Source organism: uncultured Sphingomonas sp. (genome assembly GCF_913062585.1).
Classification (GTDB): Bacteria; Pseudomonadota; Alphaproteobacteria; order Sphingomonadales; family Sphingomonadaceae; genus Sphingomonas.
This window is the reverse complement of the sequence record NZ_CAJXWX010000002.1, coordinates 197,691-212,054: the sequence shown is the minus strand read 5'-3', so window position 1 is coordinate 212,054 and position 14,364 is coordinate 197,691. Positions and strand designations below refer to the sequence as shown.

The window sequence follows — 14,364 nt, the reverse complement described above, 5'->3', positions numbered from 1 at the left end:
TTCAGAAGCGCGGTGTCATCACGTCGAACGCGACGGTCAGGCGGGTGCCCGTCTCGAACGGGATGGTCGAATGCCACATGGTCGAGGGGAACAGGACGACCCGTCCCTCCTGCGGCGCGACATGGGTATAGCGCGACAGGCCTGTTTCCAGATCCTCGGGCGGGCGGCCGAGTTCCAGCGCGCCGTTGGTTTCCTCCCCCAATTCGCCGCGCGAGGGAACGGCCAGATACAGGACGCCGCTCATCCACCCCTTGGGATGGGTATGACAGGTGTGATAGCCGCCGCCGCGCAGCGTGATCGACCAGCTTCCCGAAAAGCGGATATCGGTGCGCGGCGTTCCCAGAAACGGATGCGTGGCGTCCTGGGGCAGGTCGCGGGCATAGTCGCGCACGGCCTGAACGACCGCCCCGCGCAACCGCCGGATGGCGGGCGCATGATGCAGGAAAAGCTCCCCCTCGGTCTGGGTTCCGCCGCGTGGCGACTGGCCGAGCGGATAGCGGCGCTGCGCCTCGCGCGCGCGGAGCAGGTCGGCGACCGCCGCCAATTCGCCTTTCGCCAGGCCCAGCGGCGCGGTGCGGTGGAAAGGCGGATCGCCGTCCAGCCAGGCGGCGCGATCGTCCCCGCGCAATCGCCATAGGATCGACTGATAGGGCCAGACCATGCTCGCCCCCGGCCCGGCGAGCATCGGATCGATCAGCGCCTGCGCCCGGTCGAGCTGCCCGGTGCGGATCGCGTGGCGGATATGCGCGATCGTCGTGCCGATGTCGTTCAGGCCGCTGGTCGCGTGGAACAGCGCATCGGCCCGGCGATGATCGCCCGCCCTCATCGCCATCGACGCCTCGGCGGCGTCGAACTCCAGACGATCGCCAAGCAACGCCCGCGCCTGGCCGAGCACCTGCGCCGCGGCGTCATACCGCTCGGCCTGGCTGAGGGTCCGGATCCAGGCGGACCAAAGCGCGGGCGCCGCCACACGCTGCGTCGCCACCGCAAAGCTCGCGTCCAGTCGCGCCGGATCGCCATAGCGCCAGCGCAGCGACACCAGCGCGTCATGCCCGTCCACCCAATCGGGCCGTTCGCCCAGCGCCCGCTCCAGCAGTTGCTCGGCGACCGCAACCTCTCCCTCGGCGGTCAGCGCCGTCACCGCCGACAGGAGGATGTCGGCCGTCCCCTGTCCTCGGGCCACGAGTTGCCCGAACAACCGGGCCGCCGGTCGGCCGCTGTCCAGCGCGGTCGTCGCCAGACCCAGCATCGCCTTCGGATCGGCGGGCCGCAGGGCGACCATCCGGTCAAAGGCCTGCCACGCCCCCTCCCCATCCTGTTCCTGGCGACACGCATTGCCCAGCAATTGCCACGCGACCGCGTCCTGCGGCGCCTGGCGCAGCCACGCCCGCAGCAGGGGAATCGCTTCATGCCCGCGATCCGCCACGATCAGGTCGAAACAGCGTGCCTTGGGATCACTCGCCCGTCCTGCCGTCATCGGACCGGTCATAGCGCGTGCAGCACGCCGCTCGCGGCCATGACGGCACCGACCCCGCGGCGAGCGTCTTCGTCCATATCCGGGTGCCAGATATCGAAGATCAGGACCGCGCGCATATGGTCGGTCGGGTTCATCGCCTCATGCTCGATCGTGTCGTCGAAGACCATGGCCTCGCCCATCTGCCACGGCCGGGTTTCGTCGCCGACCCGGAACCAGCATCCCGGCGGCGTGACGAGCGGCAGATGGCAGATCAGCCGCGTGTTGGTGATGCCGGTGTGCGGCGGGATATGCGTGTGCGGCGCCAGGAGCGAGAACATCGCATTGGGCCCAATCCCCGCTACGCCGGGTTGGGGCAGCGTCTCGAGCAGCGCGAGCGTCTCCGGACAGTGGCGGCGGGCCAGGTCCGACACCACGCCGCGTTCGATCAGGTGGATCGCCGACCAGTCCGCGCTGCCGTTCAGCACCTGCCACTGATCGACGGGCACATGATCGGGATATTGGATATAGGGTCGGCCGGTCGACACCTGCAGGATCGCGGCGAGCTCTCGCTCGATCGTCGCGCTCATCGCCTCCAGCCGGGCGAGCCAAGGGAAATTCGCGCGGTCGTGAAACCCGGCGGTGGTCAGGCCGGGATAGCAATAATGGGTCGGCCCCTCCCGCTCCGGGCTGGCCAGATGGAGCGAGGCGTCGACGAACGCGCGCAAGGCGGGTGTGATCGGGGCCACGGCGCCAGCGCGGTCGAGCAGGCGATCGCGCGTCTCTGCCTGCCAGGCAGCGTAACGCTGTCGCGCGACCTGTAGCACGGGGGCCAGATGCGGTGGCGCGGGTTCCTCGACCTGGGCCAAAGCGCGGCCATAGATCTCGCCCGCATCGGGATTTCCCGCATTGTGCAGCATCGTCGCCTTCAGCAGCAGCGCCGACAGGTCGAGCGGGTCGAGCACCAGCGCTTCGTGCACATGCCGCGCGGCGGCGTCCGCATCGCCCAGCGCGCGGGCCATCGCGGCCATCTTCAGCGCGCGCGGCAGGCTGGGTTCCGGATCGGCGGCGCGGGCGCGGTGCAGGTGATCGAGCGCGGCGCGGTAATCGCCCTTTGCAGCCGCCCGATCGGCGCGTTGGTCGTCATTCATGCTCATGCGCCCTCGCCATAAAAGAATGGCGGCAGGACCATAGCCCTGCCGCCAGCGGGATGACCACGGCCTTCTCGTGCGAACGGGAAGGCCGGGACCATCGGGGGTTGTTAGAAGTCGGCCGTCAGGTTGACGAAGACGGTCCGGCCCAGGGCGTCATAGGTGCCCGGGAAGGTGTTGCCGTTGCCGAAACCACCCAGCGACGCCTGGCTGATGATGGGCGGATCCTTGTCGAACACATTGTTGATGCCGACGCGGAAGGTGATCGAGTCCTTGACCGGCAGGCTGAACAGCAGGTCGAAGTAGCTATAGTCGCCGATCCGGTGATCGCTGGGCGGTGCCGCAACCGGGTCGGTCAGCAGCAGGTTCGGGTTAATGCTGTCGACATAGGTGTGCGACAGGAAGCGCCAACGGAAGGTCACGCCGAAGTCATTCGGGGTCGTGATCTTGAAGTTGGTGTTGAACCGGAAGTGCGGATTCGGGTTGCCACATTTCAGGCCGTACAGCCCGGCGCAGTCATAGGTGGGACCGGCCGTAACAGGCTGGGTGACAAACTTGTCGAGATAGACGCCCACGAACTGCCAACGCCCTTTCCAGCCGCTGCCGAAGGTCGTGCGATAGTCACCGTTCACTTCGATACCCGACGTGGTCAGCGAACCCGTATTCAAGGTCAGATTGCTGACATATCCAGTCGGCGACAGCCACAGCGACCCCGCTGCCGGACCCGCCGATGCCGGGGCACGGTTGATCTTGTTGCAATACTGGACATCGCCGGTCGCAAGACACTGACTCAGGATAACTGGTGAGCCGACCGTGCCGATCGCATTGTTTACCTTGATCCGGTAATAGTCGACCGACAGCACCAAGTTGCGCAGGAAGCTCTTCGGCGTAAGCAGGATACCAGCCGACAGCGTGTCCGCCTTTTCGGGCAGCAGGTTAATGTTGCCACCGCTATACTGGTTGTACTGCTGCGCCGAGTTCTCGGCGATGTTACCGAACTGTGCCGCGGTCACACCCGTCAGGGCGCACTGCTGGGCGGTATAATTATTTACGCGGCCGTTGGTCGCGGGACCGGCGCAGGGATCGGCACCCGCGAACAGGCCCGGCGACTGGGCCAGGAACAGCTCGCCGATATTGGGCGAACGCACCGCACGGTTGTACGAACCACGGAAGGTGACGTCCGGGATCGGCGACCAGTTGCCCGCGATCTTGTATGTATCGGCCTGATTCTGCGTCGCGGCGCCGGGCACGTTGTACTTCGAGTGACGATAACCGAGCGTCAACGACAGGTCGTGGAAGAAGGGCTTGTCGGTGACCAGCGGCACACCTGCTTCGGCGTACAGATCGAACACCGTGTACGAACCCGAGATCGGCAGGGTCGGACCACCCTGACCGGCGCCGTCGCCATTGATGTAGGCCTGGTCCGGCTGCGTCGCGAGCGACTCCTTGCGCCATTCCAGACCACCTGCAATGCGCAGGCCGTCATCGGCGAACGGCGACTGGATGCCATAGGCGCCCAGATTGCCCGTCACGACGCCGCTCAGGACCTGCTCCTTCGTCGTGCCGGTCTGGACCAGCGGGACGTTGAGATAGTTCGCCGCAGCCGAAGTGATACCGTTCGGTACGAAGACGTTGTAGGGGACGCAGTTCGGATCGCTACCGTTGATCACCGACACGCAGGTCGGCGTCCCGTTGCGATTGACGACATTCAGCGCGTTGTTGATGCGCGCGTTGGAGACGTCGTTACGATAGACGTCGGCGACCTTGATCTGACCGTACTGATAATAGGCGTCATAGGACCAGACATCGCCCAGGTCGCCGCGAACGCCCGTGACGACGCGGAACTGGTTGTAGCCGATGTCATTGAAGCGCGGACCGCCTTCGGTATTACGCTTGCCGATCAGGATCTGCGCCGAGGTACCCGCCACGCCGACATTGGCGCCGCAGGTCGCGATCGCCAGCTGCGAATTCTGTGCCAGCAGCGGGTTGTCGCAGTTCACCGTGCGCGTGCCATAGAAGACGCCCGACGGTGCGATCTGGGCCTGCGTGCTGTAATCGGCGAACATCACATCCAGATATGGATGGATTTCCTTGCTGATTTCATAGTCGGCGAACGCACCGGCGGTGTAACGCTTCGACGGACGGCGGAAATAGTTCAGCGGGCCGTAATTGTAAGCGTCGGTCAGACCGCTATAGGCGCGCAGACCGCTGTTCGTCAGCGTGTAGCTACCCGCCGCAGGCAGACCGGCGAGGGTGCGGTTCGCCGTCGTGAAGCCGCCGAAACGTGCGACTGCGGGCGTGCCCGAGCCGCCGCAGGCGATGCCATTGGCGACCCCGTTGGCGTCATATGTCGGGTTGAAAGTACAGACCGAGTAATCGTAATTGGCCTGGGTGATCGCCGATTCTTCGCGATAGCCCGCATAGGAGACGAAGCTGCCACGATCGTCGTTAATGCCGCTACCCAGTGCCACGGTTACATCGTAAGCCCCACCCGTCGCGGTATGGCCCGTCGGCGCGGTAAAGCGCTGGTTGACGATGCTGTCGATCGAGTTGGCGTTATTGTGATCCTGGAAGCTGTACTGCCCGTCGACGCGCAGGCCACGGAACGAGCGGTTCATCTTGAAGTTGACGACGCCCGCGACCGCGTCCGCACCGTAAGTCGACGATGCACCGCCGGTCATGATGTCGACGCTCTGCACCAGCGCGGCCGGGATGAAGTTGAGGTCGGCCCCCGCACCGCCGCCGATATTACCCGGCATCAGGCGCCGGCCGTCGATCAGCACCAGGGTACGGCTCGGCCCCAGGCCGCGCAGGTCGACCGTCGCGGTGCCGTCCGCGCCGTTCGACACGGCGCTGCTCTGGCCCACCGAGACCTGCGGCAGCGAGTTCGTCAGATCCTCGATCTTCGTCGCGCCGAATTCCTTGATTTCCTCGCTGCCGACCGTGGTGATCGGGCTCGGCGAGGTCGCGTTCGGACGCGCGACGCGCGAACCCGTCACGACGACGTCGGACCCCGACGTAAGATCGGCGGCCGCCGCCTGCTGGTCCGAAGATGGCGCCGTCTGCGCCGCCGCGCCGGTGCTCACCAGTGTCGCGCTGGCCAGGAACGTCGTCGCCAAAAGGCTACCTACCCTGAAGCTCGCCATCGAAAACCCCTTTTTTATTAGTTGTTTATGAATTTTATTGAGCGCCGCCCCCCTTTTTCGGGCATTGCCTAACCCATGTATTGCTTCTGCCATGGTGCTGAGCAACATTCGCGAAGAGGAGTCCGCAATATGTCTTCAACTTGTTGCGAAAATGACACATTGGGAGGAGCGCAGATGGGTAAGACATCTTGTCCAATCATGCTAAAAAGGACAACGATCCTGCGCCTTTCGGTTTTCCTTTACATTTCATCTTGCGTTGCGATGCCAGTTACGGCTCTGGCAAGGGATCGCAGCGCCGAAACGTCTGGAAAGCTGACCGAATGCCGGAAAATCACCGAACCAAATCAGCGCCTTGCCTGTTATGACATGATCACCGACAGCATTCGCGCGGCTCTCGAAGACGGGTCGATCAAGATCGTCGACCAGAAGTCAAAGCGGGAAACGGATCAGAAGACTTTCGGCCTGATGGGTATTGCAGGCGCCGCCGATACGGATGATAGGCTGCGCGAAATATCTTCCCAGATCAGCGCGTTATCACCCGAGTCCGACGGATCGTGGATCATCACCCTGGCGAATGGCACAGCTTGGCGGGCAGCAGGCAGCCCGAAGGGGCGGGTCCAGGCGAATATGTCGGTCACGATTACCCGCGACCAGTTCGGCCGGTACAAGATGACGGCACCCGATGGGCACAAGACGGTCGTGTATCGCGTGCGATGAAAAATAGCGGCGGCTCGCCAGGATGCGCGGGGCCGTCACGTTCATGCACCGTCCGGCTGACAGATGACGTGTCAAGATGTTCGGGCTTCTCGACTGATCGGATGGGCCAAATCGTTCAGGCTATTCGCGCGTAGGTGTGACCACATCTGACGATAGACGACGAGATGATCGGCGACATCACGAAAAAGGCCGGGCCACGTCTTTACGCGGCCCGGCCTTTTCATATCCGCGCGATGGCGGCGGCGATCATTCCCACTCGATCGTGCCGGGCGGCTTGCTCGTATAGTCGTAGACGACGCGGTTGATGCCCTTCACCTCGTTGATGATCCGGGTCGTCACGCGCGGCAGGAAGTCACCGGGGAAGTCGAAGGCCTGGGCGGTCATGCCGTCCACCGACGTCACCGCGCGCAGCGCCAGCACCGAGTCATAAGTACGGCCATCGCCCATCACGCCGACCGAACGCACCGGCAGAAGGACCGCGAACGCCTGCCAGATGGCGTCGTAGAGCCCCGCCTTGCGGATCTCTTCCAGATAGATGGCGTCGGCCTTGCGCAGGATGTCGCAGCGCTCGCGCGTCACCTCGCCGGGGATGCGGATCGCGAGGCCCGGTCCGGGGAACGGGTGACGGCCGACGAACACGTCGGGCAGACCCAGCTCACGGCCGAGTACGCGGACCTCGTCCTTGAACAGCTCGCGAAGCGGCTCGACCAGCTTCATGTTCATGCGCTCGGGCAGGCCGCCGACATTGTGGTGGCTCTTGATCGTCACCGACGGACCGCCGGTAAAGCTGACGCTCTCGATCACGTCGGGGTAGAGCGTACCTTGCGCCAGGAATTCGGCGCCGCCGATCTTCTTGGCCTCCGCCTCGAACACATCGATGAAGGTCTTGCCGATGAACTTGCGCTTGGCCTCGGGGTCGGTGACGCCCGCCAAGCCGTCCATGAACAGGTCCTGCGCATCCACATGGACGAGCGGGATGTTGTAATGACCGCGGAACAGGCTGACGACCTGCTCGGCCTCGCCCTGGCGCAGGATGCCGCCGTCGACGAAGACGCAGGTCAGCTGGTCGCCGATCGCCTCGTGGATCAGCAGCGCGGCGACCGACGAGTCGACCCCGCCCGACAGGCCGCAGATTACCCGGCCGCTGCCCACCTGCTCGCGGATCTCGGCGATCTTGGCGGCGCGGAACTCGGCCATCGTCCAGTCGCCGGAGAGACCGGCAACGTGCCGCACGAAATTGGCGATCAGCTTGGCGCCGTCGGGCGTGTGGACGACCTCCGGGTGGAACTGCATCGCGTAGATGCGGCGTTCCTCGTTCGCGATGATCGCATAGGGCGCACCGGGGCTGATCGCGACGACCTGGAAGCCCGGGGCCAGCGCGGTCACCTTGTCGCCATGGCTCATCCACACCTGGTGCCGCTCGCCGGTCGTCCACAGGCCGTCGAACAGGGTGCATTCGCCCTCGACGGTGATGAAGGCCTCGCCGAATTCGCCGCTATCGCCCTTCTCGACCTTGCCGCCCAGCTGCTGGGTCAGCGCCTGCTGGCCATAGCAGATGCCCAGCATCGGCAGGCCGCTGTCGAGGATCGCCTGCGGGATGCGGGGGGACGTCTCGTCCACCACGGACGCCGGGCCGCCGGAAAGGATGACCGCGGCGGGGTTGATCCGCGCGAACGCCGCTTCGGCCGATTGGAAAGGCACGATCTCGCTATAGACCCCCGCCTCGCGCACGCGGCGCGCGATGAGCTGAGTGACCTGGCTGCCGAAATCGACGATGAGAATGCTGTCCGGGTGCTCCATGGCGGTCCGATAACGATGTCTTGGGCGAAAAGCTACCGCGGCGGGAGGGTTTGGAGCGGGTCGATCGAAACCATCCGGACCGCCTGCGCATCGACGCGGCAGCGAAATCCGTGCGCCACGCCCGCTTCGCGGTAACTGGTGCGCAACAGCACGTCGCCCTGCACGTCAAAGCCATTGCCCAGCGGGCTGGCGGTGTGCACCTGCCCGACCTGCGCGAGCGCGAAGCTGCGATGGCCTTCGGCCTCGATCGCCTTGGCGCAGGCATGGACGGCCGCCTCGCTGTCCGTTTCGGCACGATAGGCGGATGGCGCTTCGGTCGCGCGCACCGGACGCGACGGGTCGATGGGCCCCATGGTCGCAGGCTTACGCCCCTTCACCAGCGTCGCCGCCGTGGACAGCAAGGCTCCGGCCGCGAAACCGGCGACCGCCCCATCATCCTGTCCCTGTGTCGGTGCGCCCTGCCACGGCCGATTGGTCTGGCTGGGCAGCATGGGGACGAATTCCGTCCTGGTTTTCGCCTTGGCCTCTGGCGCCGGCGTCGTGTCGTTCTGCGCCATGGCGGGCGATACCGCCACCACCGCCAGCAACACCGTTCCCACCAAGCCCCGCATCCAACCTCTCCCCCTGAGGTCCTGCGTATCGCATCCCAGCGCGGCGATGTTCAATGCCCGCGCGCGAAAACCGACGCGTCGCCACGAAAAAAGGGCCGCCCCATCGCTGGAGCGGCCCTTCCTCGAAGGTCTTCGAGAAGCGCGGGATTACGCGGCTTCGTCGAAATCTTCCTCGTTCATGACCGGACCCGAATCCTGGCCCTTCGCCGAGACGTCGCGGTCGACGAACTCGATGATCGCCATCGGCGAGGCGTCCGACGCGCGGATGCCAGCCTTGATGATGCGGGTATAGCCGCCGTTGCGGTCCGCATAGCGCGACGCCAGAACGTCGAACAGCTTCACCAGCTGCGCATCGTCGAGCAGGCGGGCATGGGCCAGACGACGGTTCGAGAGACCGCCCTTCTTGGCCAGCGTCACCAGCTTTTCGACGTAGGGACGCAGTTCCTTCGCCTTGGCGACGGTGGTGGTGATCTGCTCGTGCTTGATCAGCGCAGCCGCCATGTTGCGGAAGAGCGCGATACGATGGGCCGAGGTACGCTGCAGCTTACGGCCGCCGACGCGATGACGCATGGGTAGTTCCTTCGTTCGTTAAGGGGCCGTGTCACGGTACCCCAGACCTGGTGACCGTTAAGGCCGTCACCTTCGCCTATTCAAATCCTCCCCATCACCGATGGGGAGGGGGACCTTCGCGAAGCGATGGTGGAGAGGCCGGGCCGAAGCACCGGATCACGGCGAAGCCGCGATCCTGACGTCGAACGGGTCGCCCATGGGCGACCCGCCGGCCGGGCTGTTTTCGTCTCCGGCGCAATTCCTTGCGCCGGTGCGAAATCAGCCCATGATCTCCTGTTCCAGCTTCTTGGCCATTTCCTCGATATTCTCGGGCGGCCAGCCGGGGATTTCCATGCCTAGGCGCAGACCCATGGACGACAGCACTTCCTTGATCTCGTTCAGCGACTTGCGGCCGAAATTCGGGGTGCGCAGCATCTCGGCTTCGGTCTTGCCGACCAGATCGCCGATATAGATGATGTTGTCGTTCTTGAGGCAGTTCGCCGAACGCACCGACAGTTCCAGCTCGTCGACCTTCTTGAGAAGGTAACGGTTGATCTGCTGCGCGTCGCTCTGCGGCTCGCCACCGGCGACCGGGATCGCCGCCTGGCCCACGGGGGCCGCGCGGGTGAGCGCCGAGTCGTCGAAGTGCACGAACAGCGCCAGCTGGTCCTGGAGGATGCGCGCGGCATAGGCCACGGCGTCTTCCGGGGTCACGGTGCCGTCGGTCTCGATCGAGAGCGTCAGCTTGTCATAGTCCAGGTCCTGACCGACGCGGGTCGGGTCGACCTTGTACGACACCTGGCGAACCGGCGAGTAGAGCGCATCGACCGGGATCAGACCGATCGGCGCATCGGCCGGACGGTTGGACGCGGCGGGGACATAGCCCTTCCCGATATCGGCGGTCAGCTCCATGTTGAGCGTCGCGCCTTCGTCGAGATGGCAGATCACCAGATCCTTGTTCATGACCTCGATATCGCCCGACACGGCGATGTCGCCGGCCTTGACGGTGGCGGGGCCGGTCGCGGACAGCTGAAGCCGCTTGGGGCCTTCGCCCTGCATGCGGATCGCCAGCTGCTTCACGTTCAGGACGATGTCGGTGACGTCTTCACGCACACCGGCCAGCGACGAGAACTCGTGCAGCACGTTTTCGATCTTGATCGAGGTGACCGCCGCGCCCTGGAGCGACGACAGGAGAACGCGGCGCAGCGCGTTGCCCAGCGTCAGGCCGAAGCCACGCTCCAGCGGTTCGGCAACAAACGTCGCCTTCCGCTTGCCATCGCCGCCCTTTTTCTCGAGCGCGTTGGGCTTCTTGAGTTCCTGCCAGTTCTTTGCGTTGACAGACACGTGGTTCCCCTGAGTTATGGGCCGGAACGGGGACGGTTCCAGCCGTGGAGAGAGGCATGGCCGACTCGTCAGCCGGCCATGGGAAGCATCAGACGCGGCGACGCTTGGAAGGCCGCACGCCGTTGTGCGGGATCGAGGTGACGTCGCGGATCGAGGTGATCTGGAAACCGACCGCCTGCAGCGCGCGCAGCGCCGACTCGCGGCCCGAACCCGGGCCCTTCACTTCGACTTCCAGGGTGCGCACGCCGTGCTCGGCGGCCTTCTTGCCCGCGTCCTCGGCTGCGACCTGGGCCGCATACGGGGTCGACTTGCGCGAGCCCTTGAAGCCCATCATGCCGGCCGACGACCACGAGATGGCGTTGCCCTGCGCGTCGGTGATGGTGATCATGGTGTTGTTGAAGCTGGCGTTCACATGGGCGACGCCGGCGGTGATGTTCTTGCGCTCGCGACGGCGAATGCGCTGCGGTTCACGTGCCATTGAATTCTATCCTGACCTGTATCTCTGATACGGAGAGCGGGAAGCAATCTGCCTCGCGCCGCCCTCCGGCGGAGAAGAAGTGAATTTCGCCCCCAGGGCGAAATTCTTACTTCTTCTTGCCCGCGATCGGCTTAGCCTTGCCCTTGCGGGTGCGCGCGTTGGTGTGCGTGCGCTGGCCGCGGACCGGCAGGCCCTTGCGGTGACGCAGGCCGCGATAGCAGGCCAGGTCCATCAGGCGCTTGATGTTCATCGCGGTCTCGCGACGAAGATCGCCTTCCACCGTGTGATCGGCGTCGATGGTCTCACGGATCTGGAGCACTTCCTGATCCGACAGGTCCTGGACGCGACGGTCGGCCGCGATGTTCAGCTTCTCGGCGATCTGCTTCGCCTTGGCCGGACCGATGCCGTGGATATAGGTCAGCGCGATCAATACGCGCTTGTTGGTCGGGAGGTTGACACCCGCAATACGTGCCATGAAACTTGTTCTCCTAGCTCCACGAAGCATGGCATGGCCGCACATGCTCCATCTCAACGCGATGGTTCCACCACGCACGATCGCGACGCACGCAAATCGCACGTCGTCCATCGGGGGTGTTGGAAGGACGGTCAGTTAGGGCCCGCGCAACCCACTGTCAAGCGATCGGTTCCGGAATCGTCCGCAATTTCAACCATCGGCGAAACGACACCACCGCCCAGACCAGCTCCACCACGCCGAACGGCCACGCCCCCTGCAGAAAACCATAAGCCGATCCGGCCAGACACCCGAGCACGAAGCCCAGCGTCCACCAATGCGCCCCTGATTCCTTTGCATAGCAGACCAGGGTGAAGGAGACGGCGGCAAGACCGAACAGGGAGAGGGCGTCCATGTCGCGGGGTGTAAAGCGCTGGCGCAGGGGGGCAAGTGCTTGTACTTCCTCCCCTGCAAGGGGAGGTGGCGCGCGCAGCGCGTCGGAGGGGTGTCACCATATCGAGAGCGGGACACCCCTCCGTCAGGCCTTCGGCCTGCCACCTCCCCTTCCAGGGGAGGAAAAGCGCCGTTACGGAATCACCAGCCGCGCGATCAGGCCCGGCGCATTGTCGCCCAGCTCGAATCGGCCGCCATGCAGCCGCGCCACCGCCTCGATCAGCGCCATGCCCAGCCCCGCCCCCGGCGTCGTGCGGGCCGCATCGAGTCGCCCGAAGCGCTTCAGCGCCTGCGCCCGGTCCGCCTGGGCGATGCCGGGGCCGCGATCCTCGACCTGGAAGATGATGCCGTCGACCGCCTCGCTCAGCCGAAGCGTCACCTGCCCGCCCGATCCGCCATGTTTCAGCGCATTGTCGATCAGGTTCGACAGCGCCTGGCTCATCAGTTCGCGGTGGAGCGGCAGCGGCGCGGGCCGCACCTCTATCTCGATCAGGAAGCGGATGCCCGCCTCCTCGGCGAGCGGCGCATAGAGTTCGCCGATCTCCTCGACCAGTTCGGCAGGCGAGGCCAGGGTGAAGCGGTCGCGCGTCACCGACTCGGACCGGCTGATCTCGATCACCATGGTCAACATGCGCATGATGAGGTCAGTTTCGACCAGCAGGCCGCCCAGCGCCGCCTCGCGCTGGTGGGGATCGGCGATCAGCACCGCCTGCTCGGTCTTGGTCCGCAGGCGCGCGAGCGGCGAGCGAAGGTCGTGTGCCAGGCTGTCGGTGACGACGCGCAGCTCGGCCATCAGCTGCTCGATCTTGCCCAGCATGGCGTTCAGCCGCTCGGCCAGCCGGTCGAACGCATCGCCCCCGCTGTTATTGGCGTCGTTCCCCGCCCGCACCAGCGAGACGCGCCGCGACAGGTCGCCCTCGCCCGCGGCGTCGATCACCGACACGATCGTGTTGAGCCGCCCCGCGACATAATGGGCGAGCAACAACCCGGTCCCGATCCCGAGCATCAGCGACAGGGCCACCGCAAGCGCCAGCGCGCGCTCGATCGCCACCTGCTGCGCCTCGATCAGGTCGAGCGGCCGTCCGACCAGCAGCCAGTCGGGTCCGATCGGGTGGAGCGTGTATCCCGCCTCGCGCGATGCCCAGACGCCGTCGCGGCCCAGCACCGCGATCCGGAACGGCGTATCGGCCAGCGGCACCGCCAGATGACGCGGCGCATAGCCCGCGATGCGGTGCCCCTGGGGATCGAAAATGGCCAGGACCAGCGTGACGTCGCCCGGCTCGCGCGCTTCCTTGATCGCATCGGCCAGGGCGGGCAGCGCGCCCGTGCGCCAGACCGCGCGCAACGCATCGGCCTGTTCCACGATCTCGCGGTGCAGGGCCGCGACCGCGTCGGCGCTGGTCTGTTTCCAGATGAACCCCACCAGCACCAGATTGGACAGCAGGGCCAATGCGACCGACAGCAGCGCGATCCGCGCCGAAATCGTCAGTCGTGCCCTCACCCTTCGACGGCCAGCCTATAGCCCGCGCCGCGCACCGTATGCAGGATCGGGCTGCCGAATCCCTCCTCCAGCTTGCGCCGGAGCCGCCCGATATGAACGTCGACCACGTTCGAACCTGGGTCGAAATGATAATTCCAGATCTTCTCCAGCATCATGGTGCGGGTCACGACCTGCCCGGCATGGCGGGCGAGGAATTCGAGGAGGTTGAACTCGCGCGCGCCGACCGGGATGATCTTGCCCGCGCGGGTGACGGTACGCGCCAGCAGGTCGATTTCCAGATCGCCAACGCTCAGCTTGGTCCGCGTCGGCTCCGAGGCGGAACGGTCCGAGCGGCGGACCAGCGCCTCGATCCGCGCCGACAGCTCGGCGAAGGAGAAGGGCTTGCATAGATAATCGTCGGCCCCCGCCTTCAGCCCGTCGACCCGGTCGTCCACCGTCGCCAGCGCCGACAGGATCAGCACGGGCGTCGAGATGCCCGCCGCGCGGATCGCGCTGACCATCGCCAAGCCGTCCAGGCGGGGCAGCATCCGGTCGGCGATGATCAGGTCGAAAATGCCTTCGCTCGCCAGGAACAGGCCGTCGCGGCCGTCTCCGCATTGCTCCACGGCATAACCCGCCTCGGCCAGCCCCTTGGCGACATAGGCCGCAGTGGAGGCATCATCTTCGACGATCAGGATCTTGCGGCTCATCGGCTCGTCTGCTCCCTCATT

Annotated in this window: 13 protein-coding genes; 1 reads left to right on the top strand and 12 read right to left on the bottom strand. The window is 65.5% G+C overall.

All coding sequences use genetic code 11. The features are described from left to right. Position 1 precedes the first annotated feature (1 nt). The 3 genes from QZ546_RS02730 to QZ546_RS02720 all read right to left on the bottom strand — a co-directional run bounded on the left by QZ546_RS02730 (position 2) and on the right by QZ546_RS02720 (position 5,723). The gene (locus tag QZ546_RS02730; RefSeq protein ID WP_294234316.1) at positions 2-1,477 is read right to left on the bottom strand and encodes a putative 2OG-Fe(II) oxygenase; all 1,476 of its coding nucleotides are present in this window, start codon (positions 1,475-1,477) and stop codon (positions 2-4) included. 8 nt (positions 1,478-1,485) lie between these two features. Further along, the gene (locus QZ546_RS02725; protein ID WP_294234313.1) at positions 1,486-2,604 is read right to left on the bottom strand and encodes an aspartyl/asparaginyl beta-hydroxylase domain-containing protein; all 1,119 of its coding nucleotides are present in this window, start codon (positions 2,602-2,604) and stop codon (positions 1,486-1,488) included. Positions 2,605-2,714: 110 nt separating this feature from the next. Further along, complete coding sequence (locus QZ546_RS02720) at positions 2,715-5,723, bottom strand: TonB-dependent receptor (protein WP_294234310.1); 3,009 nt, start codon at positions 5,721-5,723, stop codon at positions 2,715-2,717. Positions 5,724-5,924: 201 nt separating this feature from the next. Between QZ546_RS02720 and QZ546_RS02715 the strand changes: the two genes are divergently transcribed. Further along, a complete protein-coding gene (locus tag QZ546_RS02715) occupies positions 5,925-6,467 on the top strand; it encodes a hypothetical protein (protein ID WP_294234307.1) in 543 nt (180 codons plus the stop codon). Between the two features lie 246 nt (positions 6,468-6,713). On the opposite strand, the gene guaA is transcribed toward QZ546_RS02715, so the two are convergent. The 9 genes from guaA to QZ546_RS02670 form a co-directional block, all read right to left on the bottom strand. Further along, positions 6,714-8,267 carry a glutamine-hydrolyzing GMP synthase gene (gene guaA, locus QZ546_RS02710; protein ID WP_294234304.1) on the bottom strand — a complete coding sequence of 518 codons (1,554 nt, stop codon included), beginning with the start codon at positions 8,265-8,267 and terminating at the stop codon, positions 6,714-6,716. Between the two features lie 32 nt (positions 8,268-8,299). Beyond that, positions 8,300-8,878, bottom strand: coding sequence for a hypothetical protein (locus QZ546_RS02705; protein WP_294234302.1), 579 nt, complete (start codon positions 8,876-8,878; stop codon positions 8,300-8,302). Positions 8,879-9,025: 147 nt separating this feature from the next. After that, positions 9,026-9,448, bottom strand: a complete 423-nt coding sequence (gene rplQ / locus QZ546_RS02700; protein ID WP_175313933.1) for a 50S ribosomal protein L17 — start codon at positions 9,446-9,448, stop codon at positions 9,026-9,028. Between the two features lie 258 nt (positions 9,449-9,706). Next, complete coding sequence (locus tag QZ546_RS02695; protein ID WP_294234294.1) at positions 9,707-10,771, bottom strand: DNA-directed RNA polymerase subunit alpha; 1,065 nt, start codon at positions 10,769-10,771, stop codon at positions 9,707-9,709. 88 nt (positions 10,772-10,859) lie between these two features. Continuing rightward, the gene (rpsK, locus tag QZ546_RS02690) at positions 10,860-11,249 is read right to left on the bottom strand and encodes a 30S ribosomal protein S11 (protein WP_007405180.1); all 390 of its coding nucleotides are present in this window, start codon (positions 11,247-11,249) and stop codon (positions 10,860-10,862) included. 106 nt (positions 11,250-11,355) lie between these two features. Further along, complete coding sequence (gene rpsM / locus QZ546_RS02685) at positions 11,356-11,724, bottom strand: 30S ribosomal protein S13 (RefSeq protein WP_261269881.1); 369 nt, start codon at positions 11,722-11,724, stop codon at positions 11,356-11,358. A gap of 157 nt (positions 11,725-11,881) precedes the next feature. Continuing rightward, on the bottom strand, positions 11,882-12,115 hold the full coding sequence (locus QZ546_RS02680) for a hypothetical protein (RefSeq protein WP_294234288.1): 234 nt from the start codon (positions 12,113-12,115) through the stop codon (positions 11,882-11,884). Between the two features lie 171 nt (positions 12,116-12,286). Next, positions 12,287-13,654, bottom strand: coding sequence for a HAMP domain-containing sensor histidine kinase (locus tag QZ546_RS02675; protein WP_294234285.1), 1,368 nt, complete (start codon positions 13,652-13,654; stop codon positions 12,287-12,289). Then, positions 13,651-14,343: a response regulator transcription factor gene (locus QZ546_RS02670; RefSeq protein WP_294234283.1), complete on the bottom strand. Its 693-nt coding sequence runs from the start codon at positions 14,341-14,343 to the stop codon at positions 13,651-13,653. The genes QZ546_RS02675 and QZ546_RS02670 overlap by 4 nt, the downstream gene beginning before the upstream one ends. Positions 14,344-14,364 lie beyond the last annotated feature (21 nt).

What these genes read in the sequence shown, in the direction of transcription:
- QZ546_RS02730 (WP_294234316.1), bottom strand. Translation starts at nt 1,477, where the DNA reads ATGACGGCAGGACGGGCGAGTGATCCCAAGGCACGCTGTTTCGACCTG.
- QZ546_RS02725 (WP_294234313.1), bottom strand. Translation starts at nt 2,604, where the DNA reads ATGAATGACGACCAACGCGCCGATCGGGCGGCTGCAAAGGGCGATTAC.
- QZ546_RS02715 (WP_294234307.1), top strand. Translation starts at nt 5,925, where the DNA reads ATGGGTAAGACATCTTGTCCAATCATGCTAAAAAGGACAACGATCCTG.
- guaA (WP_294234304.1), bottom strand. Translation starts at nt 8,267, where the DNA reads ATGGAGCACCCGGACAGCATTCTCATCGTCGATTTCGGCAGCCAGGTC.
- QZ546_RS02705 (WP_294234302.1), bottom strand. Translation starts at nt 8,878, where the DNA reads ATGCGGGGCTTGGTGGGAACGGTGTTGCTGGCGGTGGTGGCGGTATCG.
- rplQ (WP_175313933.1), bottom strand. Translation starts at nt 9,448, where the DNA reads ATGCGTCATCGCGTCGGCGGCCGTAAGCTGCAGCGTACCTCGGCCCAT.
- rpsK (WP_007405180.1), bottom strand. Translation starts at nt 11,249, where the DNA reads ATGGCACGTGAACCGCAGCGCATTCGCCGTCGCGAGCGCAAGAACATC.
- rpsM (WP_261269881.1), bottom strand. Translation starts at nt 11,724, where the DNA reads ATGGCACGTATTGCGGGTGTCAACCTCCCGACCAACAAGCGCGTATTG.
- QZ546_RS02680 (WP_294234288.1), bottom strand. Translation starts at nt 12,115, where the DNA reads ATGGACGCCCTCTCCCTGTTCGGTCTTGCCGCCGTCTCCTTCACCCTG.
- QZ546_RS02670 (WP_294234283.1), bottom strand. Translation starts at nt 14,343, where the DNA reads ATGAGCCGCAAGATCCTGATCGTCGAAGATGATGCCTCCACTGCGGCC.